21 protein-coding genes are annotated in these 24,216 nt (G+C 58.8%); 8 read left to right on the top strand and 13 right to left on the bottom strand.

What is annotated here, in order from left to right; genetic code table 11:
- Positions 1-90 precede the first annotated feature (90 nt).
- Positions 91-606, top strand: a complete 516-nt coding sequence (locus tag JHL21_RS02110; protein ID WP_200211672.1) for a sigma-70 family RNA polymerase sigma factor — start codon at positions 91-93, stop codon at positions 604-606.
- 58 nt (positions 607-664) lie between these two features.
- Here JHL21_RS02110 and JHL21_RS02105 read toward each other — a convergent pair whose 3' ends face one another.
- The 7 genes from JHL21_RS02105 to JHL21_RS02075 all read right to left on the bottom strand — a co-directional run bounded on the left by JHL21_RS02105 (position 665) and on the right by JHL21_RS02075 (position 8,512).
- Complete coding sequence (locus JHL21_RS02105) at positions 665-1,408, bottom strand: ribonuclease activity regulator RraA (RefSeq protein ID WP_200211671.1); 744 nt, start codon at positions 1,406-1,408, stop codon at positions 665-667.
- Between the two features lie 17 nt (positions 1,409-1,425).
- The gene (locus JHL21_RS02100) at positions 1,426-2,580 is read right to left on the bottom strand and encodes a mandelate racemase/muconate lactonizing enzyme family protein (protein WP_200211670.1); all 1,155 of its coding nucleotides are present in this window, start codon (positions 2,578-2,580) and stop codon (positions 1,426-1,428) included.
- Between the two features lie 24 nt (positions 2,581-2,604).
- A complete protein-coding gene (locus tag JHL21_RS02095) occupies positions 2,605-3,954 on the bottom strand; it encodes a mandelate racemase/muconate lactonizing enzyme family protein (RefSeq protein WP_200211669.1) in 1,350 nt (449 codons plus the stop codon).
- A 13-nt stretch (positions 3,955-3,967) separates the two neighbouring features.
- Positions 3,968-5,065: an ABC transporter ATP-binding protein gene (locus JHL21_RS02090; protein ID WP_200211667.1), complete on the bottom strand. Its 1,098-nt coding sequence runs from the start codon at positions 5,063-5,065 to the stop codon at positions 3,968-3,970.
- An 11-nt stretch (positions 5,066-5,076) separates the two neighbouring features.
- Positions 5,077-5,961: a carbohydrate ABC transporter permease gene (locus JHL21_RS02085; protein ID WP_200211665.1), complete on the bottom strand. Its 885-nt coding sequence runs from the start codon at positions 5,959-5,961 to the stop codon at positions 5,077-5,079.
- Complete coding sequence (locus JHL21_RS02080) at positions 5,958-6,899, bottom strand: carbohydrate ABC transporter permease (RefSeq protein ID WP_254081932.1); 942 nt, start codon at positions 6,897-6,899, stop codon at positions 5,958-5,960. The genes JHL21_RS02085 and JHL21_RS02080 overlap by 4 nt, the downstream gene beginning before the upstream one ends.
- Before the next feature lie 113 nt (positions 6,900-7,012).
- Positions 7,013-8,512 (bottom strand): extracellular solute-binding protein, encoded by a 1,500-nt coding sequence (locus tag JHL21_RS02075; RefSeq protein ID WP_200211663.1) that lies wholly within the window; start codon positions 8,510-8,512, stop codon positions 7,013-7,015.
- 317 nt (positions 8,513-8,829) lie between these two features.
- On the opposite strand from JHL21_RS02075, the gene JHL21_RS02070 reads away from it, so the two are divergent.
- The 3 genes from JHL21_RS02070 to JHL21_RS02060 are packed head-to-tail and all read left to right on the top strand — an operon-like array spanning position 8,830 to position 11,802.
- Entirely contained in the window at positions 8,830-9,510 is a 681-nt protein-coding gene (locus tag JHL21_RS02070; protein ID WP_254081898.1) for a GntR family transcriptional regulator, read from the top strand.
- Positions 9,511-9,537: 27 nt separating this feature from the next.
- The gene (locus JHL21_RS02065; RefSeq protein ID WP_200211659.1) at positions 9,538-10,737 is read left to right on the top strand and encodes a mandelate racemase/muconate lactonizing enzyme family protein; all 1,200 of its coding nucleotides are present in this window, start codon (positions 9,538-9,540) and stop codon (positions 10,735-10,737) included.
- An 18-nt stretch (positions 10,738-10,755) separates the two neighbouring features.
- Complete coding sequence (locus JHL21_RS02060; RefSeq protein WP_200211657.1) at positions 10,756-11,802, top strand: aldo/keto reductase; 1,047 nt, start codon at positions 10,756-10,758, stop codon at positions 11,800-11,802.
- Positions 11,803-11,855: 53 nt separating this feature from the next.
- Here JHL21_RS02060 and JHL21_RS02055 read toward each other — a convergent pair whose 3' ends face one another.
- A complete protein-coding gene (locus tag JHL21_RS02055; protein ID WP_200211656.1) occupies positions 11,856-14,192 on the bottom strand; it encodes a Tex family protein in 2,337 nt (778 codons plus the stop codon).
- Positions 14,193-14,369: 177 nt separating this feature from the next.
- On the opposite strand from JHL21_RS02055, the gene JHL21_RS02050 reads away from it, so the two are divergent.
- The gene (locus JHL21_RS02050) at positions 14,370-14,891 is read left to right on the top strand and encodes a RusA family crossover junction endodeoxyribonuclease (RefSeq protein ID WP_367948143.1); all 522 of its coding nucleotides are present in this window, start codon (positions 14,370-14,372) and stop codon (positions 14,889-14,891) included.
- Positions 14,888-15,544, top strand: a complete 657-nt coding sequence (locus tag JHL21_RS02045) for a hypothetical protein (RefSeq protein WP_200211655.1) — start codon at positions 14,888-14,890, stop codon at positions 15,542-15,544. The genes JHL21_RS02050 and JHL21_RS02045 overlap by 4 nt, the downstream gene beginning before the upstream one ends.
- Positions 15,545-15,649: 105 nt before the next feature.
- Here JHL21_RS02045 and iolB read toward each other — a convergent pair whose 3' ends face one another.
- The 4 genes from iolB to iolC are packed head-to-tail and all read right to left on the bottom strand — an operon-like array spanning position 15,650 to position 21,136.
- Entirely contained in the window at positions 15,650-16,447 is a 798-nt protein-coding gene (gene iolB / locus JHL21_RS02040) for a 5-deoxy-glucuronate isomerase (RefSeq protein ID WP_200211654.1), read from the bottom strand.
- A gap of 14 nt (positions 16,448-16,461) precedes the next feature.
- Positions 16,462-17,355 carry a myo-inosose-2 dehydratase gene (gene iolE, locus JHL21_RS02035; protein ID WP_200211653.1) on the bottom strand — a complete coding sequence of 298 codons (894 nt, stop codon included), beginning with the start codon at positions 17,353-17,355 and terminating at the stop codon, positions 16,462-16,464.
- A gap of 23 nt (positions 17,356-17,378) precedes the next feature.
- The gene (gene iolD, locus JHL21_RS02030; RefSeq protein ID WP_200211652.1) at positions 17,379-19,223 is read right to left on the bottom strand and encodes a 3D-(3,5/4)-trihydroxycyclohexane-1,2-dione acylhydrolase (decyclizing); all 1,845 of its coding nucleotides are present in this window, start codon (positions 19,221-19,223) and stop codon (positions 17,379-17,381) included.
- Positions 19,220-21,136: a 5-dehydro-2-deoxygluconokinase gene (gene iolC / locus JHL21_RS02025; RefSeq protein WP_200211651.1), complete on the bottom strand. Its 1,917-nt coding sequence runs from the start codon at positions 21,134-21,136 to the stop codon at positions 19,220-19,222. The genes iolD and iolC overlap by 4 nt, the downstream gene beginning before the upstream one ends.
- Positions 21,137-21,347: 211 nt before the next feature.
- Between iolC and iolG the strand changes: the two genes are divergently transcribed.
- Entirely contained in the window at positions 21,348-22,337 is a 990-nt protein-coding gene (gene iolG / locus JHL21_RS02020; protein ID WP_200211649.1) for an inositol 2-dehydrogenase, read from the top strand.
- A 21-nt stretch (positions 22,338-22,358) separates the two neighbouring features.
- On the opposite strand, the gene JHL21_RS02015 is transcribed toward iolG, so the two are convergent.
- Positions 22,359-23,225 carry a MurR/RpiR family transcriptional regulator gene (locus JHL21_RS02015; protein WP_200211648.1) on the bottom strand — a complete coding sequence of 289 codons (867 nt, stop codon included), beginning with the start codon at positions 23,223-23,225 and terminating at the stop codon, positions 22,359-22,361.
- 199 nt (positions 23,226-23,424) lie between these two features.
- On the opposite strand from JHL21_RS02015, the gene JHL21_RS02010 reads away from it, so the two are divergent.
- A complete protein-coding gene (locus JHL21_RS02010) occupies positions 23,425-24,207 on the top strand; it encodes an ATP-binding cassette domain-containing protein (protein ID WP_169196397.1) in 783 nt (260 codons plus the stop codon).
- The last annotated feature ends 9 nt before the right edge of the window (positions 24,208-24,216 follow it).

The following is a 24,216-nucleotide window of genomic DNA, read 5'->3' as shown; positions in this document are numbered from 1 at the left end:
GGGTCTAGCGGAGGCGAGTGCCGCAAAAAGAGGTTTGCCTAGTTGTCCGTCGTCAGCTTAGACTATGCGCTTGGATAAGCTGGGGGGCTGATGGGGCGGTTAGACACAAGCGATTTTGAGATATTAAGTGCTGTGCCGGTTTTGAGGCGCTATGCGCTGAGGCTCACGCGACATCCGATTGATGCTGACGATCTGGTGCATGATACTTTGCTCCGTGCCATCGAGCGCCGCGCCACCTACGACCCATCGCGCAATCTAAAACAGTGGCTGCTCGCCATCCTCCATAATTTGCACATCGACCAGCTGCGTTCGGGCCATAGTGGCAGAGCGCGCGAGTGTGATTTTGTTGAGCAGAACAGCCATACGCTGGCGCCCAATCAATTAGACAGCGTTCGGCTGAGCCAGTTGCAGCGGGCGTTTGACCTTTTGCCGCCTGAGCAGCAGGACGCTGTGCGCCTGGTGGCGATGGAAGGGCTGAGTTACGACGAGGCGGGCAGGGTGCTCGGTGTTCGTCCGGGGACGGTCATGTCTCGCTTGTCGCGCGGTCGCGATGCGCTGCGGCGCTGGGAAGCCGGGTCCGACGAAGGCCCCCACAGCATCAGCTAAAAAGAAGGGTGGCATCCGCATGCCACCCTTCCTCCGGGAGGGAGACCCGTTAGGGACGCTAGAGCTGTAGCGGGTTAAGCTTGCGCCAAGCTTCGTATTCTTCACGCGCGTCTTTGTGCAGTGGATAATAGCGCTGGAGCGGTTCGCCGCGCTTGAGCATCATGCGGGAATAGTCCTCCCACTCGTGATGATTGTTGGCGAATTCAACCACTTGCGCAGCCAAGGCGACCGGGACGCAGACCGCGCCGTCGTCATCGGCAACGATAATGTCGCCCGGCATGACGGTGACGCCGCCGCAGGCGATGGGAACGTTGACGGCAAAAGGCATGATGTCGGTCTGGGTGTGGAAGTTAGGCGTCCAGCCTTTGATCCACAGTGGGATGTCGAGTTTTGACAGATTGGGACGGTCGCGCAGGACGCCGTCAATGACCATGCCCGCGCCGCCACGGCCTTTGAAATAGGTCGACATCATATCCCCGAACACGCCGGAACTCATGTCGCCCCGCGCATCCACCACGACAATATCGCCCGCTTGCACATGGTAGAGCACGTGGCGATGGAGCTGCTTTTCTGGGTCGGAATATTCGTCCTCGCCGTAAATGTCTTCGCGCTTGGGCATGAACTGGAGCGTCAAAGCAGGACCCGCAATGGCCTTGCCCGACTGCTGCGCCACCGGGCCGCGAATATGGCAATTGCGGACACCGAGTTTGGCCAAGGTTGACGAGGCAGCGGCAGCACCAATGTGCAAGACGGCGTCAACAAGGGTTTGGGAAGGGCGGGTAATATCAGGCGTATGGGTCATCGTTGCAAAAATCCAAATTACCAATTGGTGACAGAGCCATCGCGGCGGATGAGATGAGGCGCTTCCCAGAATTTGAAGCTTTGGGCTTTGAGGCGCTCTTCATCCACCTCGACGCCAAGGCCGGGTGTGTCGGGCACGTCATAGACGGTGCCATTGAGGGTGATCTGGCTGGGGAACAACTCAGGGTTGTCGAAGCCGTGGTAAAGCTCGCCGGGAGAGGCGCGGGTTTCGAGCCACGAGAAATTGGGTACGGCCGCGCCGAAGTGGACGGTGGCGGCGGTACAGATGGGCCCCAATGGATTGTGGGGCATGACATCGACGTAGTGAGCTTCGCTCCATCCCGCCACTTTCATCGCCTCAGTCAGCCCACCGACATTGCAGACGTCGATGCGATTGAACTGATGAATGTCCCGTTCGATGTAGGGCAGGAACTGCCATTTGCTGGCGAATTCCTCGCCGATAGCGAAGGGAATGTCGGTGAGACGGCGCAGGGCCTCATAGGCCTCGGGCGTTTCATCGCGGATGGGTTCTTCGAGGAAATCGAGGGTTCCCGGGGGCATTTTCTGGCAAAAGCTCGCCGCTTCGGCGACTGAGAGGCGATGGTGATAATCAATGCCGAGAACGATCTCATGGCCCACGGCATCTCGCGTTTTTGTGCACCAGTTTGCCGTCTCGGCGAGGCTTTCGCGGGGCTCGAAAATCCGGGGGTTTTCATGGCCGTGTGGAAAGAGGCGAATAGCGCGCCAGCCCAGCTCAACCAGTTCTTCGGCTTGCCGCACCATGATCTCGCCACAGGGGCCCCGAACGGTGGCGAAGGTGGGGATGAAGTCGCGCTGCTTGCCGCCGAGCAATTCATAGACCGGCACGCCGAGGGCCTTGCCTTTTAGATCATGCAGGGCGATGTCGATGGCCGACATGGCGGCGGTGAGCACGCGCCCACCCTCGAAATATTGCGAGCGATAGATTTCCTGCCAGATCGCCCCAATAGCCATTGGGTTTTTGCCCAGCAGGAACTCGCGAAAATGCTCGATGGCCCCGATGACGGCCTTCTCTCGGCCGGAGAGACCTGACTCTCCCCAGCCGTAGATGCCTTCATCGGTTTCCACTTTGACGATGAGTTGGTTTCTGATCCCAACCCAGGCGGGGTAGGGAATGATTGCTGTGATTTTCATCGGTACATTCCCCCTGTGGCCGCCTTAGCTCCAAGTGCGATCCCAGCTGTATTCATCGTCCCACTGATCGGTTGGCTGCCAGATGCCGGTGACGCCGGGGCCCATGTGTTGGCTGATGACTTCGTCGTTGATGTCATCAATGCCGAGACCGGGTTTGTCGGAGACGGTGATGAAGCCGTCTTTGACAATGGGGCCATCAATGCCGACGGCGATGTCGTCCCACCAGTCGACGTCGACTGAGTGGTATTCGAGGGCCATGAAGTTCTCGGTGGCGATCGCCATGTGGGCGGCGGCCATACACGCGACCGGGCTTTCGGCCATATGGATGGCCATAGCGATGCCCTTTTCCTGCGCCGCATCGCCGATTTTCTTGGTTTCGAGAATGCCGCCTGAAGTCAGAAGATCGGGGTGGATAATGGCGATGCCGGAATTGAGGAGCGGCTCAAAGCCTTCCCTGAGGTAGATGTCTTCGCCCGTGCAGATCGGCACGGTGGTCGCTTGTTGCAGCGTGCGATATTGGTCGGCGTATTGCCAAGGGATCACGTCTTCGAGCCATGCGGGGGCGTATTTTTCGATGCGCTTGGCAAGGCGAATGCCCGACTGCAGCGAGATATGACCTACATGGTCGATGGCGAGCGGGATCTCGTAGCCGATGACCTCGCGCACCTCGTAGATATATTGCTCGAGCAGTTCGAGCCCCCGTTCGGTGAAGTTGAGGCCGGTGAAGGGGTGGCGGACATTGTGGACGTCATAGACCGCATTGCGGGCGCGGCGATCTTCCATCGAGCGAACAGCACCGCGCGACGGGTGGGTTTTAAACCCTTCCAGCGAGCCGGCGGGCGAGACGACCGCTCCGGGCGTGTCGACGATCTGCATGAGGCCCAGATCCATCTTGAGGAAGGTAAAGCCCAGATCCATGCGTTCTTTGAGGCGCTTACCGGTTTCGGTGCCGCTTGGGACGGTGGCGTCGGTATCGCAATACATGCGGACCTTGTCGCGGAATTTGCCACCGAGCATCTGATAGATCGGCACGCCATAGGCTTTGCCGGCAATGTCCCATAGGGCGATTTCAATGGCGGAGACACCGCCACCCTGACGGCCATGGCCACCAAATTGTTTGATGCGGCGGAAGAGGCGATCCACATCGCAGGGGTTTTCGCCCAAGAGACGGCTTTTGAGCATGAGCGCGAAAGTTGCGCTGGCGCCGTCGCGGACCTCGCCAAGGCCGACAATGCCTTGGTTGGTGTAGATCTTGAGGATGGCCGAATAGAAGGGGGCGCCCTGGATTTCGGCGACCCGCATATCGGTAATGCGCAGTTCCGATGGACGGGAGTTTGTATTGACGTGATTGAGTGCAGCGTCGTGCAGGTTCATGGCAAAACTCGGTTCAATCGGCCTTGAGGGCCATAGTGGTGTTTTCGTCGAAGAGATGGATGCGGGATTGGTCGAACTCGATATGGACCAAGTCGTCGGGCCGGATGTGGACCGAAGGGTCGAGGCTGATGTTGACCACTGCGCCGGAGATGAAGACCTGGGCGAAGGTGATGTCGCCGGTGGGTTCGACGGTATAGACTTTGCCGGGAACGGTGCCCGGTTGGGCGCTGTGGTGCAGTTTCAGGGTTGAGTGGCGCGCGCCGAGGACGACTTTGACGGTCGTCGAGCGTTGCGCTTTACGGGCGTTCTCCGGAGACAGGGTAAAGTCCCAGCCTTCGGGAGAGCGCAGGACGGTATCGGCGCCCTTAGTGACGGCTTCGAGCGGGATAAGGCTCATGGCCGGAGAGCCGACGAAGCTGGCGACAAACATGTTCACCGGATCGGCGAAGACTTTCTCTGGAGCGTCGTATTGCTGGAGCAGGCCGCCGTTCATCACCGCCATTTTGTCGGACATGGTGACAGCTTCGAGCTGGTCATGGGTGACGTAGACAATGGTGGCGTTAAGGTTGTGGTGGAAGCGCTTGATCTCAGAGCGCATCTGCACGCGCAGCTTGGCGTCGAGATTGGAGAGCGGCTCGTCCATGAGAAAGACCAGCGGATCGCGCACCAGAGCCCGGCCCAAGGCAACGCGCTGTTGCTGACCGCCTGAGAGTTCGCGGGGGCGACGCTCCAACAGGTGGGTGATGTCGAGGACGCGGGCGGCCTCTTTCACCTTGGTCTCAATCTGGTCCTTGGGCAGCTTTCGCATCTGCAAAGGAAAGGCCAGATTTTGAAAGACCGTCTTTTGCGGGTAGAGCGCATAGTTTTGAAAAACCATGGCAATGTCGCGGTCTTTGGGATCAAGACGGGTAACGTTACGATCACCGATGGAGATGTTCCCTGACGTGATAGGGAGGAGCCCGGCGATGAGGTTTAGGGTCGTGGTTTTGCCGCAACCCGAGGGGCCAACGAGGGCGACGAACTCGCCATCGTTGACGGTGAAGGACACATCATTGACGGCATAGAGATCGCCGTAGCGCTTCATGATGTTTTGGAGGACGACTTCAGCCATGGGAGTGCTCCCTAGTGCTTGACGGCGCCCTCAGCGAGGGCCCGCACGAAATAGCGTTGAAGGACAAGGAACAGCACCACGACGGGCACGCTCATGAGGAAGGTCGCGGCCATGAGGCCGGGCCAGTCGGTGGCGTTTTCAGAGAAGAAGCGCTGAATGCCGACCGGAAGCGTCATCTGATCGTGACGGGTCAGGAAGGTGTAGGCGTAGATGTATTCGTTCCATGCGCCGATGAAGGAATAGATCGAGGTGGCAATGATCCCCGGCGTTGAGAGGGGCATGACAATGTAGAAGAAGGCCTGGAAGCGGGTGGCGCCGTCGATACGGGCGGCCTGTTCCAGCTGGATCGGGATGTTGTCATAAAAGCCTTTGAGCAGCCAAATGGCGAGCGGCAGGCCGAAGGTGAGATAGGTGAGGATCAGCGATCCGTGGGTGTTCACCAGCCCCAGCCAGCGCATCAGGATGAAGAGCGGGACGAGGAAGATGACCGCCGGGAACATGTTGCGCAGCAGCACCGCGAAGAAGAGGAATGTTCGGCCCGGAAAGCGGAAGCGGGAAAAGGCATAGGCAGCGGGGACGGCGACGACCACGGCGAGAACTGTGGTGGCGACGGAAACCCAGACGCTGTTGCCGAAGTAGCGCAGGAAATCCTGCCCCACTTGCCCGCGTGGATCGAGAAGCCGCCAGTAATTGTCGAGCGTTGGCTCGGTCGGCCACCATTGCGGTGGATATTGCATGGCGGCAAAGCCGGTCTTGAGCGAGGTGATCAGCATCCACGCCATAGGCATGACGGTGAAGCCGACGAGAAAGACCAAGAACAAGCGGCCACCCCAGCGCCAGCCGTCAAAGCTGGTTCTGGCAACGGCGCGGTCTTGCGATGCGGTGAAAGTGCTCATGCGACTTCCCTCTTGTCATCGCCGCGAGAGAGCGCGCGGACATAGAAATAGCCCAGTGTCATCATGATGAGGAACAGCAGGACCGAGTAGGCCGCTGCCACGCCCCAGCGTTGGCGGCCAAAGGCGAGCTGATAAATCTGGGTGATCCAGATGTCGGTCGCGCCAGCGGGTCCGCCGCCGGTGGTGAGCCAAGGGATGATGAAGGAATTGAAGTTTGTCACCAGCAGCAAAAGCACGGTGACGGTGGAGACGCCCGCCAAATGCGGGAAGGTCACATGCCAGAAGCGCTGCCAGGCATTAGCGCCATCGACCTTGGCGGCGCGCAGCAATTGCTCGGGCACGGTCTGCAGGCCGGCCATGAGCATGATCATGGCGAAGGAAAATTCCTTCCAGACGTTGATGACAATGAGCGAGGGCAGCGCGGTGGTGGTGTTGTCGATGAAGTTGATGGGCTGATCAGTGACACCGAGCTGCACCATGAGTGCGCCAATGGCGCCAAAGTCGGAGTGGTACATCCACTTCCAGACGTAAGAGGCAGCTACGGCGCTGACGACCCACGGAATAAGGAGGATGGCGCGCAGGAATGCCCGGCCGACGAATTCGCGGTGGAGGGCGAGGGCTGCGCCTAAGCCGAGCACAAAGGCGAAGAGCGTGGAGAAGAAGGTCCAGATCAGCGTGTTGACGGTGACCTTCCAAAACGAGGCCTGGCCCAGAATGGTGGTGTAGTTTTCAAAGCCGATGAAAATCTTGTCTTTGAGCTGGAGGCTCGGCGGCGTTTTGAAAAAGCTCAATTCAATGGTGTAGTAGACCGGGTAAGCGATCACCACCAACATCACCACAATGGCTGGCATGACGTAGAGATAGTCTGCACGGCTCTGCCAGGCCCGTTCGGCGACATTGGGTTTACGATAAACCTCGTCTAACTGCCGCCCACGCATGGCGGGCTGCCCTGAAATATTGGTCATTAGAGACGTCCCTATAGGCTTGAGAGTGACCGGCGGTGGCGGGTGCCCTGCGACCGCCGATCAGCGTTTCGGGAGCGAAAACCGGGTTAGAAGCCGCCGATGATCTCTTCGATCTTGGCCGCGGCGTCGTTGACCGCCTCATCAACCGTCATGGCTCCGGTCAGCGCGTTCTGCATCATGTCCGGAATGACGATGTTCATGATTTCCGGGCTTTCGGGCAGAACCGGGAAGGGAATGCCGTTGGGCAGCATGGAGGTGGTGACGTCGAGGAACTTGATGGTGTCGAGACGCTCTTTCATCCATTCGGTGGTGAAGCCACCAAGGTGACCCGGGTTGGAGCCTGTCCAAGCAAGCTTGGTTGACCATTCCGGGCTGGTCCACATGCAGACGAGCGCCTTTACAGCCTGTTCGTCATAGGCACCGCCGTTGACATATTCGGGTTTGACCACGTGGATGTTGGAGCCACCGAACACCACAGCACGACGGGCTGGGCCTTCTGGAATGAGGCCATAACGCATGTTCTCAATCACTTCGTCGGCCACGGCTTTATCAGCGCCGGTGGCTTTGCTCGAAAGATCGACCATGCGGGCGTATTCAGACGGGTGGGCGATCATCATGGCCAGTTGGCCAGCGATGAACGGCGCCTGATTTTCGGCCTGAGTATTGGTCAGGGCAGATGTCGGAGCCGACTTATCGGTCACATACATCTGCACGGCGGCTTGCAGCGCCGCCTTGGAGCCATCGTTGTTCACCCAGACATCGGTATAGGACGGGCTGTCAGCGGCTTCGTCGAGCGCGCCACCACCATAGGCCCAGAGCTGAGGCATGAAGCGGAACGGGGTGTTGCCCGCGTTTTGCTTGGCGACGAGGCCATAGCCAGAGATGCCGAGCTTGTCTTTGATGGTTTTCGAATAGGTGACGAGATCGTCCCAAGTGGCGGGTGGGTTTTCAGGATCGAGACCGGCGTCCTTGAAGATCTTGGCGTTCCAAATGAGCGCCATCGTCTCGTTATTGGTGGGAATGCCGTAGGGGACGCCGTCATAGGTGACGGATTTCATCGCGCCTGGCCAGAAATCGGAGCTGGAATAGCCGACATCTTCGGGCTTGAGTGGGTTCAAATAGCCCTTGGCGGAGAACTCGACGCCACCGAGAATTTGCAAGCGCACGACCATTGGGGCGGCATTGCCGAGCAGGGAGGTGCGGAACTTGTCGAGGAGCTCGTTATAGGTGATCGACTGAATGTCAGTTTCGATATTGGGGTAGGCGGCTTTGAAGGCTTCCCAGAAGTCTTTGTCGACCTTGTGGGCGATTTCGGGATCGGCTTCAAAGGGGCCAGTGTACCAATAGCTGACCTTGCCCTTGTAGTCGGCGGGGACGACAGCAGCGCAATCGCCATTGGTGTCAAATGTGTGGGTGCCCGCAATGGATTTGACGTATTCCGGCGACCATTTGCTGAGGTCGACCGTCTGCGCCATGGCAGGAAGTGAAAGCATGGATGCGGTGGTGGCTGCGGCTAGGGCGTAAGCAGAAACACGCCGTGCACAAGCCCAGCCCGACCGCGTGAAGCGGCCTTGCGAATGTGTCATTGGTAGTCCTCCTCATCATGGGAGAAGCTCTCAGCCCCCTCGGCCGAGGTTTGTCCTCCCCGCAGCGAGTAATCTCAGCTGCGCCTCCTTAGGTGGCAGTCCAGACCATGCGGGGCCTGACGGGACGTACTGCCTGCTTGCTGGCAATCGTTCTTTCGATGAACGTTTTGTTGCTGTCGAAAACGTTACAGACGTTAACCTGTCTGTCAATGGCTATTAGATCGTACATTATCTGAATCTGATTATGTGATGATCGCTCTTGGCTTGTCGATGTTCTGGCGCTACAGATGGGGCATGTTGGTTGCGCAAAAAGCATCATGATCGCGCCTGATTTCGACGTTTCACACAGCACGATTTACCAGAGGATCCGCGACGATATTGTCTCGGGCCGACTGGCTCCATTGGCGCGATTGAAGATCGGCGAACTGGCCGCGACCTATGGCACATCGACCAATCCGGTGCGCGAAGCGTTACAGGTTTTGCGTGGCGAAGGGCTGGTGACGATCGAGCCCAATCGTGGGGCGCGGGTGGTGCGCATTGACGAGGATTTCGTGCGTGATATTTGCGAGATCGAAATGCTCATTGAGCCCTCGCTGACGCGGTGGTTTTGCACGATTGCCAGTGATCCGGATATCGCCGAACTGGAACGCATTCAGGATCAGATCGAGGGTTTGAACTTCGGTGATCCGGAAAAGCACGGCCAGCTCGATACGCAATTTCACATGGTCATTTATGGCCGGCACTATAATCGCCATGCGGCGGACCTTTGGTGGCGGCACAGAGAGATTTTGCGCTCTATCGCGCGAAAATTCCCGACATCCTTGAGCCGTCGCCAGACGGTGGTGCGGGAACATAGAGAGCTGATTGAGGCGATCCGCAAGCAAGACGCGGAGAAGGCCGCAGCTATTGTTGCCCAGCACGTGGAGGGTTCTGGGCGCCATATTATCGAGCAAATGCGCCTAGCGCGTCTCAAAGCACCAGGGAGTGCAAGCGCCTAGGTCTTATCTTTTTACGGGAGGGGACCCATGAAGATTACTGATCTGCGCTGCGCCGTTATCGGGCGTCACCCTATTGTTCGCATTGTGACCGATGAAGGACTTTATGGCTTAGGCGAGGTGGAATTCACCAAGACCTATCTCAAGCCCTTCGTTTTGCATTTCAAAGAGGCGCTGATTGGGGAGGACCCGACAGACGTCGAGCGCTGCATGATGAAAATCCGCCAGCGCGGGTCGTTCAAGCCTTATGGGGCGGCTGTTAGTGCCATTGAGCACGCGCTCTGGGATATTGCCGGTAAAGCGGCAGGTGTGCCCGCCTATAAGCTGCTGGGCGGGAAGGTGCGCGATAGTGTGCGCGTCTACAATGGTTCCATCCGACAGAAGCGCACCGGCGACCGGCCGGAGGATTATGCGGCGGATGTGAAATGGATGATGGAGCGGGACGAGAACTTCTTCATGGTGAAGCAAGGGATCAGCTTCCACTCCAACATGAAGGACAGCATAGACGACTTCCACTATGGGCCGCGCCAGACCAAGACGGGCTATCATGGGGCGATGGATCAGGGGCAGATCTCTGAGCGTGGGTTCAATCATATGCTCGATTGCGTCGCGGCCATGAAGGAGGTGCTGGGGGATAAGGTATCCCTAGCGCTCGATTGTGGGCCGGGGTGGTTTCTCAACGATGCCATCCGCTTTGCGCGGGCGGTGGAGAAATATGACCTCATGTGGCTCGAGGATATGCTGACGGGGGACTATGTGCCCTGGGTCAATCCGCAAGCCTATCGCGAGCTGACCGTGTCTACCTCAACCCCGATCCATACCGGCGAGCAGATTTATCTCCGGCACAATTTCAAAGAGCTGATTGAAACGCAGGCGGTGCGCGTGGTGGGGCCGGACCCGGCGGATATTGGCGGAATCGCCGAGCTGAAGTGGGTGGCGGAGCACGCCTATATGCACTCGATCATGATGGCGCCGCATGGCACGGCCAATGGCCTGCTGGGACTGGGGGCGCTGATCAATGTCTGCGCGACGCTGCCAGCCAATTTCATCGCCTTTGAATATCCAAGTGCGTCTGACCCGTGGTGGACGGACATCGTCATTGGCCTCCCCAAAAAGATCGTCACCAATAGCCATGTCGCGCTTCTCGAAGCGCCCGGCCTTGGGCTGGACATTGATGCCGAAGGGGCGAAAAAATATCTCGCGGAGGAAGACGCCGGTTTCTTTGATTAGTCCAAGGAGGAGGGGATTATGAAATATCGCTATTTGGGACAGTCGGGGCTTCTGGTCTCGCGCCTCTGCCTTGGCACTATGACCTTTGGCAATAAGCAGTGGGGCTGCGACCAGGAAGCGTCTACGGCCATTGTGCGCGCCTTTGTCGAGGGCGGTGGCAATTTCATTGATACGGCGGACGGCTATTCCGGCGGGGATAGCGAGCGCATGCTCGGGGTCGCGCTCAAGGATTTTGTCCGCGACGATCTGGTGGTGGCAACGAAGTGCTGGTTTCCGACCAATAGCGCCGTGACCTCGCGCGGGCTGTCGCGAAAACATATCATTGAGGCTTGCGAGAAGAGCCTCAAGCGCATGGGGCTCGACTATATCGATCTCTACCAGTTCCACGGCCCTGACCCCTATACGCCGATTGAGGAGAGCATGCGGGCGGCGGAGGATTTGGTGCGCTCAGGGAAGGTGTGTTACCTTGGGTGCTCCAATTTCTACGGCTGGCAAATCTCCAAGGCGAATACGCTGGCGGAGGCCAAGGGCTATGAGAAGCTGATCTCGGCGCAGCATCTCTACAATCTCATTCGTCGCGATGTGGAACGCGAAATCCTGCCCGCATGTGAGGATGCGGGTGTGGGGATGATCTGCTGGAGCCCGCTGGCGGCGGGGATGCTATCGGGAAAATATCAGGGCAAGGATAAGCCCGACGCTGATACGCGGATGGGCATTCAGGCGTCGATTGCTCTGCCGCGCTATTGGTTCGACGATGCTCTCAAGGCCATTGATGTGCTGGTCGCGGTGGCCAAGCAACTCGGCAAAACCCCAAGCCAAGTGGCCTTGAGCTGGCTACTCGGTAATCACCAGGTTACCGCTGCAATCATTGGGGCGCGCAAGGTGGAGCAGGTGGCGGAGAACCTGCACGCGGGCGATTTCAACCTGCCGGATGAAATTCAGCGCCAGCTGACCGAGGCTATGCCGCTCAAGCTGGGCTATCCGTTTGAATGGACCGACAACAATCTGCGCGCCACCTTTGGCAAGGCCGAGTTTGAGCCGAAGCATACGGTTCATCTGCCTTAAGGGCGGTGGTCAACGATAAGCGGGGCGACAGTGTCGCCCCACTTTTTTGATCTTTAAGTGCGCTTTTTGAAAGCGTCGTTGAGGCGGTCGCCGAGAGACCCAAAGGCGCCACCAGAGTTATTTTGGGCGGGACGCTGGTTGGGCGGGCGTAAATTGTTCGGGCGGGCATTGCCGCTTGGACGCTCATTCGGGCGTTCATTGCCGCGCTCGCGCTGGATGGGGGTATCGTCCTTGCGCATAGAGAGCGCAATGCGCTTGCGGGCGACATCGACTTCCACCACGCGGACTTTTACGACGTCGCCCGCCTTCACCACTTCATGGGGGTCTTTGACGAATTTGTCGGCAAGGGCCGAGACGTGGACGAGACCGTCCTGATGGACGCCAATATCAACGAAAGCGCCGAAGGCGGCGACATTGGTGACGGTGCCTTCGAGCAACATGCCGGGGACGAGATGTTTGATCTCGTCAATGCCTTCGGCGAAGGTGGCGGTCTTGAAGGCAGGGCGCGGGTCGCGGCCGGGCTTTTCGAGTTCGGCGAGGATGTCCTTGACCGTCGGCAGACCAAAACGGTCGTCAACGAACTGGCGCGGGTCGATGTTGGCGAGCGCGGTTTTGTCGTTTTGCAGCGTGCGCAGATCGCGGCCACAGGATTTGACGATTTTACGAGCGACGCCATAGGCTTCCGGGTGCACGGCGGAGGCGTCGAGCGGCTCGTCGCCATCGGTGATGCGGAGGAACCCGGCGGCCTGTTCAAAGGTGCGCTGACCGAGGCGGGCGACCTTGAGCAGGGCCTTGCGATTGGCGAAGGGGCCGTTTTCGTTGCGGTGCAGAACGATGGCGTCGGCAACCGAGGACGACAGACCCGAGATGCGCGCGAGAAGGGGGCCGGATGCGGTGTTGAGATCAACACCGACGGCGTTCACAGCGTCTTCCACTACGGCATCCAACTGACGGCCGAGGCGGCCCTGATCGACGTCGTGCTGATACTGACCAACGCCGATAGCCTTGGGTTCAATCTTCACCAGTTCCGCTAGCGGATCTTGCAGGCGGCGGGCGATGGAGACCGCACCGCGCAGGGAAACGTCGAGATCGGGGAATTCGTTTGCAGCGAGCTGGGAGGCCGAATAGACCGATGCGCCAGCTTCCGAAACGATGACCTTGGTGGGTTTTGGTGCGGGCAGGCGTTCGATCAGGTCGGCGACGAGCTTTTCGGTTTCGCGGGAGCCCGTGCCATTGCCGATGGCGATGAGTTCTACGCCGTGCTTTTTGATCAGCAGGCCAAGAGCGGCTTGCGCGCCCATAACGTCGTTGCGCGGCTGGAAGGGGTAGATGGTATCGGTATCCAAAACCTTACCGGTGGCATCGATAACGGCCACTTTGACGCCGGTGCGAATGCCCGGATCAAGGCCGATAGTGGTGCGCGAGCCAGCGGGAGCGGCGAGCAGCAGGTCTTTCAAATTGCGGGCGAAAACATGGATCGCTTCGGCTTCAGCGCGTTCGCGCAACTCGACCATCAGATCGACCGAAAGCGACACGGAGAGGCGCGCGCGCCATGCCCAAGCGGCGACTTCGCGCAGCCAGATATCGCCCGCGCCAGAGCCTTGGGCGGAAAGGGCTGCGCCAACCATGCGTTCGACCGGCTTTACCGGATCGGTGAGGTCGGCATCGATGGTAATGTCGAGGCCCAAAAAGCCTTCGTCGCGGCCGCGCATCATCGCCAGAGCACGGTGGCCAGCGGTTTTGTTCCAGCGTTCGGAATGCTCAAAATAGTCGGAGAACTTTTGGCCTTCGGCGTCCTTTCCCTTGAGGACGGAGGACACGAGCATGGCCTTGTCGCGCATATAGGCGCGGAGCTGGCCGAGGAGGGCGGCATTCTCGGTGAGGCCTTCCACGACGATGTCGCGCGCGCCTTCGAGCGCTTCCTTGGTGCCCGGAACCTCTTCGGTGATGAAGGCTTCGGCGAGCTTATAGGGGTCGGCATTGTGGTTGGCCAAAATGGCTTCGGCGAGGGGCGCAAGGCCGCGTTCGCGGGCGATTTCGGCCTTGGTGCGGCGCTTGGGCTTATAGGGAAGGTAAAGGTCTTCCAACTCGGCCTTGGTGGTCGCGCCGACGAGTGAGGCCGTCAATTCGGGGGTGAGCTGGCCTTTTTCATCGATGGATTTGATGATGGACGCGCGGCGGGCTTCGAGCTCGCGCAGATAGGTGAGGCGCTCGGCAAGGTTGCGCAGCTGGGTGTCGTCGAGGCCGCCGGTGACTTCCTTACGGTAACGGGCGATGAACGGAACCGTCGCGCCACCATCGAGCAATTCCACGGCGGAGCGCACTTGTTCAGGGCGTGCCGCAATTTCGGTGGCGATCTGTTTGGCAATGCGGGTGTCGATTTCGGACATGTCGCTCAATCTCGGGTTATTTCGCCGTGACCATAGTGCGGAATGGGCGCTAGGCAATGGGTTTTTGGCGCAGCTTTGGGCGGCTGTGGAGATTGACTTAATGCGCAGTTGCGGCGGGCTTGGGGCGGGGTGCGAGAAGGGGGGGGATTTCTCCCGCTTTTCGCTTGTCCAGTTATTGTGCTTTCATTTGATCACGCCCTTTTAGGCGCGCTCGCAAGCTTTTTACCAGCGCGTCACCATCGAAAGTTTCATGCGATGTGGCCTTCACTGCCGATAGAATTTTTGGTGGTTGGTACGCCCGTAAGTTTGCAGTCAGGCAACAGTCAAGCACGGGCGGCGTGGCGGCGTTTGGTGCTACAGGCAGCAGAAGCCGCACTTCTCGACGCGGAAAACCAGATTGGTGCCAAGCTCTGGGCGTTTCATGAATGGCCGAGGCTGTCCTTTACAATGTTATACTTTCCCGCAAGTCCGATGGAGGGCGACATAGACAACATCGTGAAATTAACGATGGATGCGCTGGTGCCGAGGGTTTACACTGATGATGCCATTGTAGATCGAGTGCTGGTGCAAAGGTTCAATGTGCGCGATGCAGCCGCATTTGTCGCGCCTAGTGACGTCCTGTTGAGAGCTATGGCTGTGGAGGATCCCGTGCTCTACATACGCATTGATGAGGTTTCGACTGTCGGAGTTTCGCTATGAGCGCTTTATCTAGTGCCGCGAATGAAATGACCGAACAACTCGCGTTAGAGTGGCAAGCGCGCGGGTTTGACGTGCAAGTCGAACCCCGTAGTTTTTCTGGGTTAGAAGACGTTTTTCGGTACTATCAGCCCGATTTAATCGCGACCAAAGGTAACGAGAAGTTTGCCATTGAGGTCAAATCTAAGGGTGTGAAGAGTAATCCAGGTGCTGAGCAGAACTTGGAGCGAGTGCGCTCACTCTTCGAGCGCCACCCCGATTGGAAATTTCAGGTCGTCTATTATGGGCAGGCGCAGGATGACTTGCCGAAACTCGCTCTTGATCAGTTACAAGTCGAGTTTCAGGCGGTAGATGCCATCAGCTCAGTTGATCCAAGGTTGGCACTGATTAAGCTTTGGTCGTTGGCCGAGGCATTGGTGCGGACCATCTATCCTTCTCACACCCAGCGCCCACAGAGTCCGGGACGGTTGGTGGAGCTATTGGCCGGACAGGGAGATATTCTGCCGGAGCAAGCTGCTCAAATGCGCGCAATGGCCGCTAAGCGGAATAGGTTCGTGCATGGTGATTTGACTGTATCTGTCACAGTGCAGGACGTCGCAGATATGAAGGCGATATTGTTGGAGTTGCTATCCGAGCAACGTGCCGCTTCCGCCTAAGTCGGACGACGCTTACTCCTCCAGTCGTGCTGACTGCTGGAACCGATTGAGATGGTAGGCTCATGAAAAAGCCGGGGCAGGACCCCGGCTTTTGTGTTTTTGGCGCTACTGCTTGAGCAGCCACTCGTGTTCGGTCTGATTGTGGAACTTCCAGATGCGGGTCGGGCCGGCCATGACGTTTAGGTAGTAGAGGTCATAGCCGTGGATGGTGGCGCAGGGGTGGTAGCCCTTGGGTACGAGCGCGGTGACGCCATCTTCAAGCAGCATGGTTTCGTCGAGGGAGCGATCATCGGTGTAGACGCGCTGGAAGGCATAGCCTTGGGGCGGGTTGAGGCGATGGTAGTAGCTCTCTTCGAGTAGGCTCTCGTGGGGGAGATTGTCTTCGTCGTGCTTATGGGGCGGGTAGGACGAGGTGTGGCCGCCGGGGGTGATGACTTCCACCACCAGCAGAGAGTCTGCGGTTGGGTCGGTTTCGGGCAGGATGTTGGTAACGTGGCGGACATTGGTGCCTTTGCCACGGGTTTCCTGGCTCATGTCTTCGGACGAGATGAAACGGGCTTTTTTCTCGGTGAGCGCTGGTGCAGAGCAGACGGCTAATTCGACTTGGGTTACCGCTTTTGCCGACCAGTTGGAATGGCCGGGGATGTAGACGGCTTCGGGCTTGCCTTCGAAAGGCGAGGTGCGCTTGCCGACCGATGGGAAGTTTTCGGACCCGGCGGTGATGTCGGCTGTGCCGGAGACGAGGACGAGGCAGACTTCGCGGTCGCCGGTTGGGGCGCTGACCGACTGGCCGGGGCTGAGCTTGTGGAGGGTGAAGCCGACATAGGTCCAGCCTGCACTTTCCGGCGTAACGTCGATGACTTTTCCGGAGGTGCCGTTTGGTTTTACGAGCAGTTTAGACATGTCGGCTTCTCGCTTTATTCGGTGACGGTGAAACCAGCGGCTTCAATATAGCCGCGCAGGTTTTTGTAGCCGAGCTTGGCGTATTGCAGCGGATTGGCTTTCTTCGGGTTCTGTTCGGCTTCCACGACCACCCAGCCTTCGTAGCCCGAGATTTCGGCAAAGACTGCGGGGTAATCGACCAGGCCATCGCCGGGGACCGTGTAGACGCCTGCGAGGACTGAATTGAGGAAGGACCAGTCTTCCGAGTTCGACTGTTTCATGACCGCAGCGCGAACGTCCTTACAATGGACGTGGCCAATGCGAGCGCGGTGATTGCGCGCGACGCGGGCCGGATTGCCGCCGCCCCAAGTGATGTGGCCGGTGTCGAGCAGGAGATGCACTGCGGGGCCGGTTACAGCCATAAGACGGTCAATTTCGGCTTCGGTCTGGACGATGGAGCCCATGTGGTGGTGATAGACCAGCGTCAGACCGTACTGTGCCTTGATCGCTTCGGCGAAGGCTGTGAGGCGCTCACCGAACTGCTTCCAATCCGCCTTGGCCAAAACCGGACGCGCCGACAGCGGGGTTTCAATCTGGCCGTGGATGGCGTTGGAGGTTTCGCAGACGATGAAGACCTTGCAGCCCATGTCGCGCAGGAGCGTGGCGTGGGCTTCGGCGGCCTTGAGTTCGGCGGCGACGTCGCGCGTGAGCAGTTCGACTGAATACCAGCCGGAGACGAGGTTGTGGCCGTGGGCCTCAAGGATCGGGCGGAGCTGGCTGGCAACGCGCGGGAACTTGTTGCCAAGCTCCATGCCGGTGAAGCCAGCTTCGCGCGCTTCGGTCAGACAGGTTTCGAGACTGGTTTCGCCACCAATCTCGATCATGTCATCATTGGACCAGCCGATGGGGTTTGCACCGATGCGGATCATTCTTCGTGTTCCCTAGAAAAGACTTAGCCGATGGTCTGGCGAGTAATATTGGTTTCGTATTCGGCGCGCTTGGTGCGGACTTCGGCGCGGTCTGACACTTCCGGCACAGCCACATCCCACCAGTGACCGCCCGCCTGCGTGGTGATCAGCGGATCGGTGTCGATGACGATGACCGAGGTCATGTCGCGGGATTTGGCAGCGGCGAGGGCGGTTTCGAGTTCGGCGATCGAGGCGACTTTTTCCGAATGCGCGCCCTGCGCGTGGGCATGGAGGGCGAAGTCGATATCGGGCATGATTTCGATATTGGCGTCTTCAAGCAGATTGTTGAAGTTGGCGCCGCCGGTGCCCATTTGCAGGCGATTGATGCAACCGTAGCCGCGATTGTCCAGCAGCACGACGATGAGCTTTGTGCGCATCATGACCGAGGTCGAGAGCTCAGAATTCATCATCATATAGGAGCCATCGCCGACCATGACGACGACTTCTTCGTCGGGCCGCGCCAGCTTGACGCCGAGACCGCCAGCGATCTCGTAGCCCATGCAGGAGAAGCCGTATTCAAGGTGGTAATGGCCCGGCTTTTCGGCCTGCCAGAGCTTGTGCAATTCGCCGGGCAGACCACCTGCGGCGCAGACGGCGATGGCATCGGGGATGGCGCGCTGAACAGCGCCGATCACCTGAGCGTCGGATGGGAGCTGCGCATTTGACGAGGCGGTCGCGGCGTTAGCGGCCTTGAGCCATTCGGCTTTGCCGGATGCAGCTTTGTCGGTCCATGCAGCGGGAGCTTTGGTCGTGCTCAGAGCAGCGCTGAGAGCCTTGAGGCCCAGCTTTGCATCGGAGACGAGCGGCAAGGCGCGGTGCTTGGCAGCGTCGGGGGCGGCGACGTTAAGGCCGATGAATTTGACGTTCGGGTTTTTGAATAGGGCCCAAGAGCCGGTGGTGAAATCCTGAAGGCGGGTGCCGACGGCGAGAACCACGTCAGCGGCTTCTGCCAACTGGTTGGAGGCCGAGGAACCCGTAACACCAACCGAACCCATATTAAGCGGGTGCGAATGGGGCAGGGAGGATTTTCCGGCCTGAGTTTCGAGAACGGGCACGCCGTGGGTTTCGGCCAAGCTGCGCAAAGCCTCGGTGGCGCCGGAATAGAGCACGCCACCGCCGGAGATGATCACCGGTTGCTTGGCGTTATGAAGCGCTGCGACAGCGGCAGCGAGTTCATTCTCGTCCGGACCCTGGCGGCGGAGCGACCAAATGGTTTCATCGAAGAATGAGCTTGGGTAGTCGTAAGCCTCGGCCTGCGTGTCTTGGCACAGTGCAAGGGTGACTGGGCCGCAATCGACGGGATCAGTGAGAACCTGCATTGCGCGGCGGAGAGCGGAGATGATCTGCTCAGGGCGGGTGATGCGGTCGAAATAGCGCGAGACCGGGCGGAAGCAGTCATTGGCCGAGACAGTGCCGTCTGCAAAATTTTCGACCTGCTGCAGCACTGGATCGGGGCGGCGATTGGCGAACACGTCGCCGGGCAGGAAGAGCACGGGCAGGCGGTTCACATGGGCCAGAGCGGCGGCGGTGACCATATTGGTCGCGCCGGGGCCGATGGAAGTGGTGCAGGCCATGAAGCGCTGGCGGAAATTGGCCTTGGCATAAGCAATGGCGGCGTGAGCCATGCCTTGCTCATTGTGAGCGCGATATGTCGGCAATTTGTCTTTGACCGAATACAGCGCCTCGCCCATGGCCGCGACATTGCCGTGGCCAAAGATTGCCCAGACGCCTTCAAAAATCGGAACGTTCTTGCCGTCGATAATGGTGCGTTGAGCCGCGAGGAATTGCGCCACGGCTTGAGCCATGGTGAGGCGAATAGTTTGGGTCATGCGTTCCCCCTCTGCTCCCAAGCCGAAACGAGTTCGGCGAAACGCTGGGCCATATCCTCCACGGCCTCATCGTCTGTGATTGTGCCAGCCAACCATTTTTCGGCGGCGCTGGCAAAGAGTGTTCTGCCGACCGCGAAGCCTTTTACGGTGCGCGAGGCAGTGGTGGCTTTGAACGCTGCTTCGAGCTCGGCGCGGGGCGCTTCGAGGCCGAGGAGCACGACGCCGCGGCAGAGCGGATCGTTGCGTTCAATGGTGCCGTCAATGGCGACCCAAGCCTCGGGCGAGGCCTGTGGTTCGAGCTTCCACCAATCGGGCTTTATTCCGGCGTCGTAGACGTCCTGAAGCGCGCGGGCGATGGTGTTGGCGTCAAGCTTGCCGTGTTTGCCGGCGATGATTTCGACCAGCAGTTCACGACCGATCTTGCGGGCGGCTTCGTGCAGGGTTTTGAGCTTGTCGATCTGGGTAGCGCGCAGGTCGGCCGGATCGTCGGGATGATAGAAGCAGAGGCATTTGATGCAGTGATCAATCGGCCATTCGACGAGACGCGAGCCCACGTCCTGGCTGAACTCAAAGCGCAGCGGGCGCGAGCCGGGCTCTTCTAGTGGCTTAGAAATCCAGAAGTCTGGTACTTTCGAGGCGGCAAACAGCGCGTCGCGGCCGTATTTGTCGTCGAGCAGCATGCCAAAGCCATCGCGGCCATCGGCAACGCGGGCGGCAGCCTGCACGGCGAGCACCTTGAATTCGGAGATCTTTTCGCGCGGCGCGCCAAGTCGGTCAGCCACGTCTTCGAGCTGGATGCGATGGTCAATCGCGAAAGCCTTGAGGGTCGGATAATCGCGGCGGCGGGCCGTGGTCGCCCAGTGGATGTGATTGATGCGCGCGTCCTTGCGCAGGGCGCGTTCAGAGCTTCCCTTGGCGAGGAAATCCTGCAGCTCAACAAAGCTTGGGATTTCAGCCGAGCAGAGGAGGCGGGAGACAGCGAAGGCACCGCAGGCATTGGCCCAAGTGGCGCAAGTGTCGAGCGGCTCGTTGCGCAGCCAACCGCGGAGGAACCCGCTCATGAAGGCATCGCCAGCGCCGAGTGTATTATAGACCTCGATTGGAAAACCCTGGCCGATAATGCCGTCTTCCAAATCGTTCGGGATGTCGCCTTCGTAAACGATGCATCCCATCGGGCCGCGCTTGAGAACGATTGTGGCGCGGGAGTGGGCGCGAATGGTGCGGAGGGCTTCGTGCAGATCATCAGCGCCGGAGCCAATGAGCACTTCTTCTTCAGTGCCGACGATGAGATCGCAATGGGGAAGCACATCGCGCAGCTTTTGCGAGACAGTGTCGGAGGCGATGTAGCGCTCTTCGCCGGCATTGTGGCCAGCAAGGCCCCACAGGTTTGGGCGGTAATCAATGTCGAAAACGACCTTCATGCCGTTTTCGCGGGCGATCTTGATCGCCTTGAACTGGGCCGCAGCCGTATTGGCGCGGGAGAAGTGGGTGCCGGTGACGAGGATGGCGCCCGCGCTGAGGATGAATTTCTCGTCCACATCGTCTTCGCTCAGTGCCATGTCGGCGCAGTTTTCGCGATAGAACAGGAGTGGGAATTTCTTGTCGTCTTCAATGCCGAGAATGGCGAGGGCGGTGAGGCGGGTGGGGTCGATGGTGATCCCATCGGTCGATGCGCCTTCGCGGGCCATTTGTTCGGTGATGTAACGACCGAATTGTTCGTTGCCGACGCGGCCAAGCCATGCCGATTTCAGGCCCAGACGGGCCGAACCAATGGCTATGTTGGCCGGGCAACCGCCAACCGACTTGGCGAAGCTGACAGTGTCTTCGAGCCGTGTGCCAATCTGTTGGCCATAGAGGTCGACCGAGGCGCGGCCTAGAGTAATAATGTCGAGCGTGGGGTGTACCTCACTCATCGATAGCCTCCTCAGAATCTCGATGCGCGCGCTGTCGAGAGCTCGCGGATGTGTTGTTTTGAGTGAAACATCAATTCCGTCACTTCGTCAATCTGGAATGTACGTTCTATTTTGATGTTGAAATTCTTTTCGGAATGACGCAAATCACTATGACTTGGCGTGAGGTCCGTGCAACGCTACATGCGCGGCGAGATTGTTAGGAGGCAAACTCATGTTGCGTTTCGGTATTCTTGGGGCAGGGCGTATTGGCAATGTGCACGCTCGTTCTATTGCGAGCTCAGGCCGTGCGAAGGTCAGCTATATTGCTGACGCGATGCCTGACGCCGCGAGCAAGCTGGCCGAGGTTGTTGGCGCGAAAACCGCTCCGCTGGAGGAGGTTATTGCCGCGTCTGACGTCGATGCCATTCTGATCGCGACGCCGACCGATACCCATGCCGATCTGATTGAGATGGCGGCGCGTGCGGGAAAGGCGATCCTTTGCGAAAAGCCTGTGTCGCTTTCGGTGTCGCGCATTGAAGAATGCTTGAAGGTTGTCGATGCGGCAGGTGTGCCGCTGATGATCGGCTTCCACCGTCGTTACGATCCGAATTTTTCGGTGCTTGAAAAGCGTTTGCGCGCTGGTGAAATTGGTGACCCGGAAATCATCACCATCACCTGCCGCGATCCTTCGGCGCCGCCAGTCTCTTATATCGAGCGCTCGGGTGGCCTCTACCGCGATATGATGATCCATGACTTTGACATGGCGCGCTTCCTGCTCGGCGGCGAAGAAGTGGCGACGGTTCATGCCCTGGGTGGCGTGATGGCTGATCCGGCCATTGGCAAGGCGGGCGACATCGACACGGCGGCGGTGCATATGCAGACTGCTTCGGGGAAAATGGTTGTCATTACCAATTCGCGTCGCGCCACCTATGGGCATGATCAGCGCATTGAAGTGCATGGCTCTAAGGGCCTGCTGCGCGCTGCCAATATTCACAACACCACGGTGGAATTGGCGAATGAAAACGGTTGGACTGAAGACGCCATCCCGTTCTCCTTCGTTGAACGCTACCAGGCGGCTTACACAGCCGAGATCCATAAGTTCCTGGATTATCTGGAAAAGGGTGAGGCTCCGCGTGCGTCTGGCCATGATGGTCTGATGGCGCAGAAGCTGGCGGAAGCTGCAACCGAGAGCCTGAAGACCGGTTCGGTCATCAAGCTCTGAAGTCTGCCTTTGGGCAATGCATTAGCCGGCTGTCGCTTTGCGGCGGTCGGCAATTCCAACTGCGATTGCCATTGCGAGGGTGATCGTGGCGTTAAGGGTGCGGAACCCTTCAAAGTCTGCCTCGGCCAATTCAAACCAGAGGTCCGACTGCGCTGTCAGTGGCGAGAAGACTGAATCCGTAATGGCCACCACTTTTGCCCCGCGCTCCCGCACTTGCTGGGTGAGGGCGACGGTTTCGCTCGCATAGGGCGTGAAGGAGATGGTGATGGCGGCGTCTTGCGGGGTGATGAAGCTGGCTTGCTCAGGGGCGAGCCCGCCGACCGCATCGATCAGCATGGACTTAATTCCGAGCTTGCCCAAGACATAAGCCAGATAAGACGTGGCCGGGAACGAGCGGCGCAGGCCAACGAGATAAATGGTCTCGGCAGGGGTAAGGATGTCGAGAGCTTTGTCGAGCTGGTCGGGCTGAGTGCGGCTCTGCAGCGCCGCGAGCGAGGTGCTGGCGGCTTCCGTGACCCCTTCCAGAATCAAGGTGGAGCGGGATTTGCCGTCCGCATTCTCGCCGAACTTGGCGAGGCGTTGGTCATAGCCAATCACCTGATCGCGCAGACGGGAGCGGAACACATCCTGCAGATCGGAGAAGCCTTGGTAGCCGAGCGACTGGGAAAAGCGAACCAGGGTCGATGGTTGGACATTGGCCTTGGCGGCGATCGAGGCTGCCGTTCCAAAAGCAATTTCATCAGGATTATCTAGTGCGTAGCGAGCAACTTCGGTGAGGCGCTTGGGGAGGTCTTCCCAGCGCGCAACAACCATGTCGCGCAAGGCAGAATAATCGCGGGGCGGAGCCAGCTTGTTGTCGGATTCTGGAGTGTGTTTTGAGTTGGTCATTCTAAAATACTCCAGAGCGATCCCTGTGAGGGAGAAGATTATTCAATGGTGTCAGTGGTCTTCGCTGTTTGGCCCAAAAGGCGAGCAATTTGTTTGAAGAATACTGTTGACGCTTTCTAACATAGATGGAATGAATGTTCTACTAACTCGCAAATATGAACAGGCGTTCTATTTGCTGCTGTGACTGGGAGGAACAGACATGGCTCATACGCAGGTGCCTCTGTTGGAGGCGCGGGGAGTAGCAAAGCATTTCGGGGCGATCACCGCTCTGCATGATGTGAACTTCCATGTTGGCAAAGGTGAAGTGCTGGGCGTTGTTGGTGACAATGGCGCGGGCAAGTCGACCTTGATGAAAATTCTGTCGGGCCTGTTTCAGCCTTCTGAAGGCGAATTGGTGCTCGACGGCAAGCCGGTGCGGTTTTCTAGCCCCAAGGACGCTCGTGCTCAAGGCATTGAGATGGTCTATCAGGACTTCGCGCTCGCCGGAAACATGCCCATTTACGAAAACATCTATATGGGGCGCGAGCCGGGTGTGAAGTTCGGGCCGCTGACTGTCATTGACCACAGCAAGTCCAGAGAGATGGCTAAGAAGCATCTCGATAACCTCCACATTCATGTGAAGTCGGTCGACCAGAACACCGAAGATCTCTCCGGTGGGCAGCGTCAGGCTGTGGCAATTGCCCGTGCAACGGCGTTTGATGCGCGTCTGGTTATCATGGATGAGCCGACTGCCGCCTTGGCGATCAAGGAAGTGGGCAAGGTGCTCGACTTGATCAAGCGGCTGAAGGACCACGGCGTGGCGGTGATCATCATCTCGCACCGTATGGACGATATCTTCTACTGCTGCGACCGCGTCATGGCGCTCTATCAGGGCACGAATTTCGCTGAAGCGCCGCTGGATCAAACGCATCGTAACGAAGTGATCGGTTGGATCATGGGCACCAAGGGGCACAATGAAGCCCTTGCTCATGACCGTCTGTAGGAGCCTGAG

This window comes from Devosia sp. WQ 349K1, assembly GCF_016595685.1.
Classification (GTDB): domain Bacteria; phylum Pseudomonadota; class Alphaproteobacteria; order Rhizobiales; family Devosiaceae; genus Devosia.
Note: the sequence above shows the minus strand (reverse complement) of the source record. Positions and strands in the feature narration are given on the sequence as shown.

Bases quoted from the DNA above. Each gene is read 5' to 3' on its own strand.
- iolB (WP_200211654.1), bottom strand. From the start codon at position 16,447: ATGTCTAAACTGCTCGTAAAACCAAACGGCACCTCCGGAAAAGTCATC.
- JHL21_RS02100 (WP_200211670.1), bottom strand. From the start codon at position 2,580: ATGAAAATCACAGCAATCATTCCCTACCCCGCCTGGGTTGGGATCAGA.
- JHL21_RS02055 (WP_200211656.1), bottom strand. From the start codon at position 14,192: ATGTCCGAAATCGACACCCGCATTGCCAAACAGATCGCCACCGAAATT.
- JHL21_RS02065 (WP_200211659.1), top strand. From the start codon at position 9,538: ATGAAGATTACTGATCTGCGCTGCGCCGTTATCGGGCGTCACCCTATT.
- JHL21_RS02085 (WP_200211665.1), bottom strand. From the start codon at position 5,961: ATGAGCACTTTCACCGCATCGCAAGACCGCGCCGTTGCCAGAACCAGC.
- JHL21_RS02015 (WP_200211648.1), bottom strand. From the start codon at position 23,225: ATGACCAACTCAAAACACACTCCAGAATCCGACAACAAGCTGGCTCCG.
- JHL21_RS02080 (WP_254081932.1), bottom strand. From the start codon at position 6,899: ATGCGTGGGCGGCAGTTAGACGAGGTTTATCGTAAACCCAATGTCGCC.
- iolD (WP_200211652.1), bottom strand. From the start codon at position 19,223: ATGACCCAAACTATTCGCCTCACCATGGCTCAAGCCGTGGCGCAATTC.
- JHL21_RS02070 (WP_254081898.1), top strand. From the start codon at position 8,830: ATGATCGCGCCTGATTTCGACGTTTCACACAGCACGATTTACCAGAGG.
- iolG (WP_200211649.1), top strand. From the start codon at position 21,348: ATGTTGCGTTTCGGTATTCTTGGGGCAGGGCGTATTGGCAATGTGCAC.
- JHL21_RS02090 (WP_200211667.1), bottom strand. From the start codon at position 5,065: ATGGCTGAAGTCGTCCTCCAAAACATCATGAAGCGCTACGGCGATCTC.
- JHL21_RS02045 (WP_200211655.1), top strand. From the start codon at position 14,888: ATGAGCGCTTTATCTAGTGCCGCGAATGAAATGACCGAACAACTCGCG.
- JHL21_RS02095 (WP_200211669.1), bottom strand. From the start codon at position 3,954: ATGAACCTGCACGACGCTGCACTCAATCACGTCAATACAAACTCCCGT.
- JHL21_RS02110 (WP_200211672.1), top strand. From the start codon at position 91: ATGGGGCGGTTAGACACAAGCGATTTTGAGATATTAAGTGCTGTGCCG.
- JHL21_RS02010 (WP_169196397.1), top strand. From the start codon at position 23,425: ATGGCTCATACGCAGGTGCCTCTGTTGGAGGCGCGGGGAGTAGCAAAG.
- JHL21_RS02060 (WP_200211657.1), top strand. From the start codon at position 10,756: ATGAAATATCGCTATTTGGGACAGTCGGGGCTTCTGGTCTCGCGCCTC.
- JHL21_RS02075 (WP_200211663.1), bottom strand. From the start codon at position 8,512: ATGACACATTCGCAAGGCCGCTTCACGCGGTCGGGCTGGGCTTGTGCA.
- iolE (WP_200211653.1), bottom strand. From the start codon at position 17,355: ATGATCCGCATCGGTGCAAACCCCATCGGCTGGTCCAATGATGACATG.
- iolC (WP_200211651.1), bottom strand. From the start codon at position 21,136: ATGAGTGAGGTACACCCCACGCTCGACATTATTACTCTAGGCCGCGCC.
- JHL21_RS02105 (WP_200211671.1), bottom strand. From the start codon at position 1,408: ATGACCCATACGCCTGATATTACCCGCCCTTCCCAAACCCTTGTTGAC.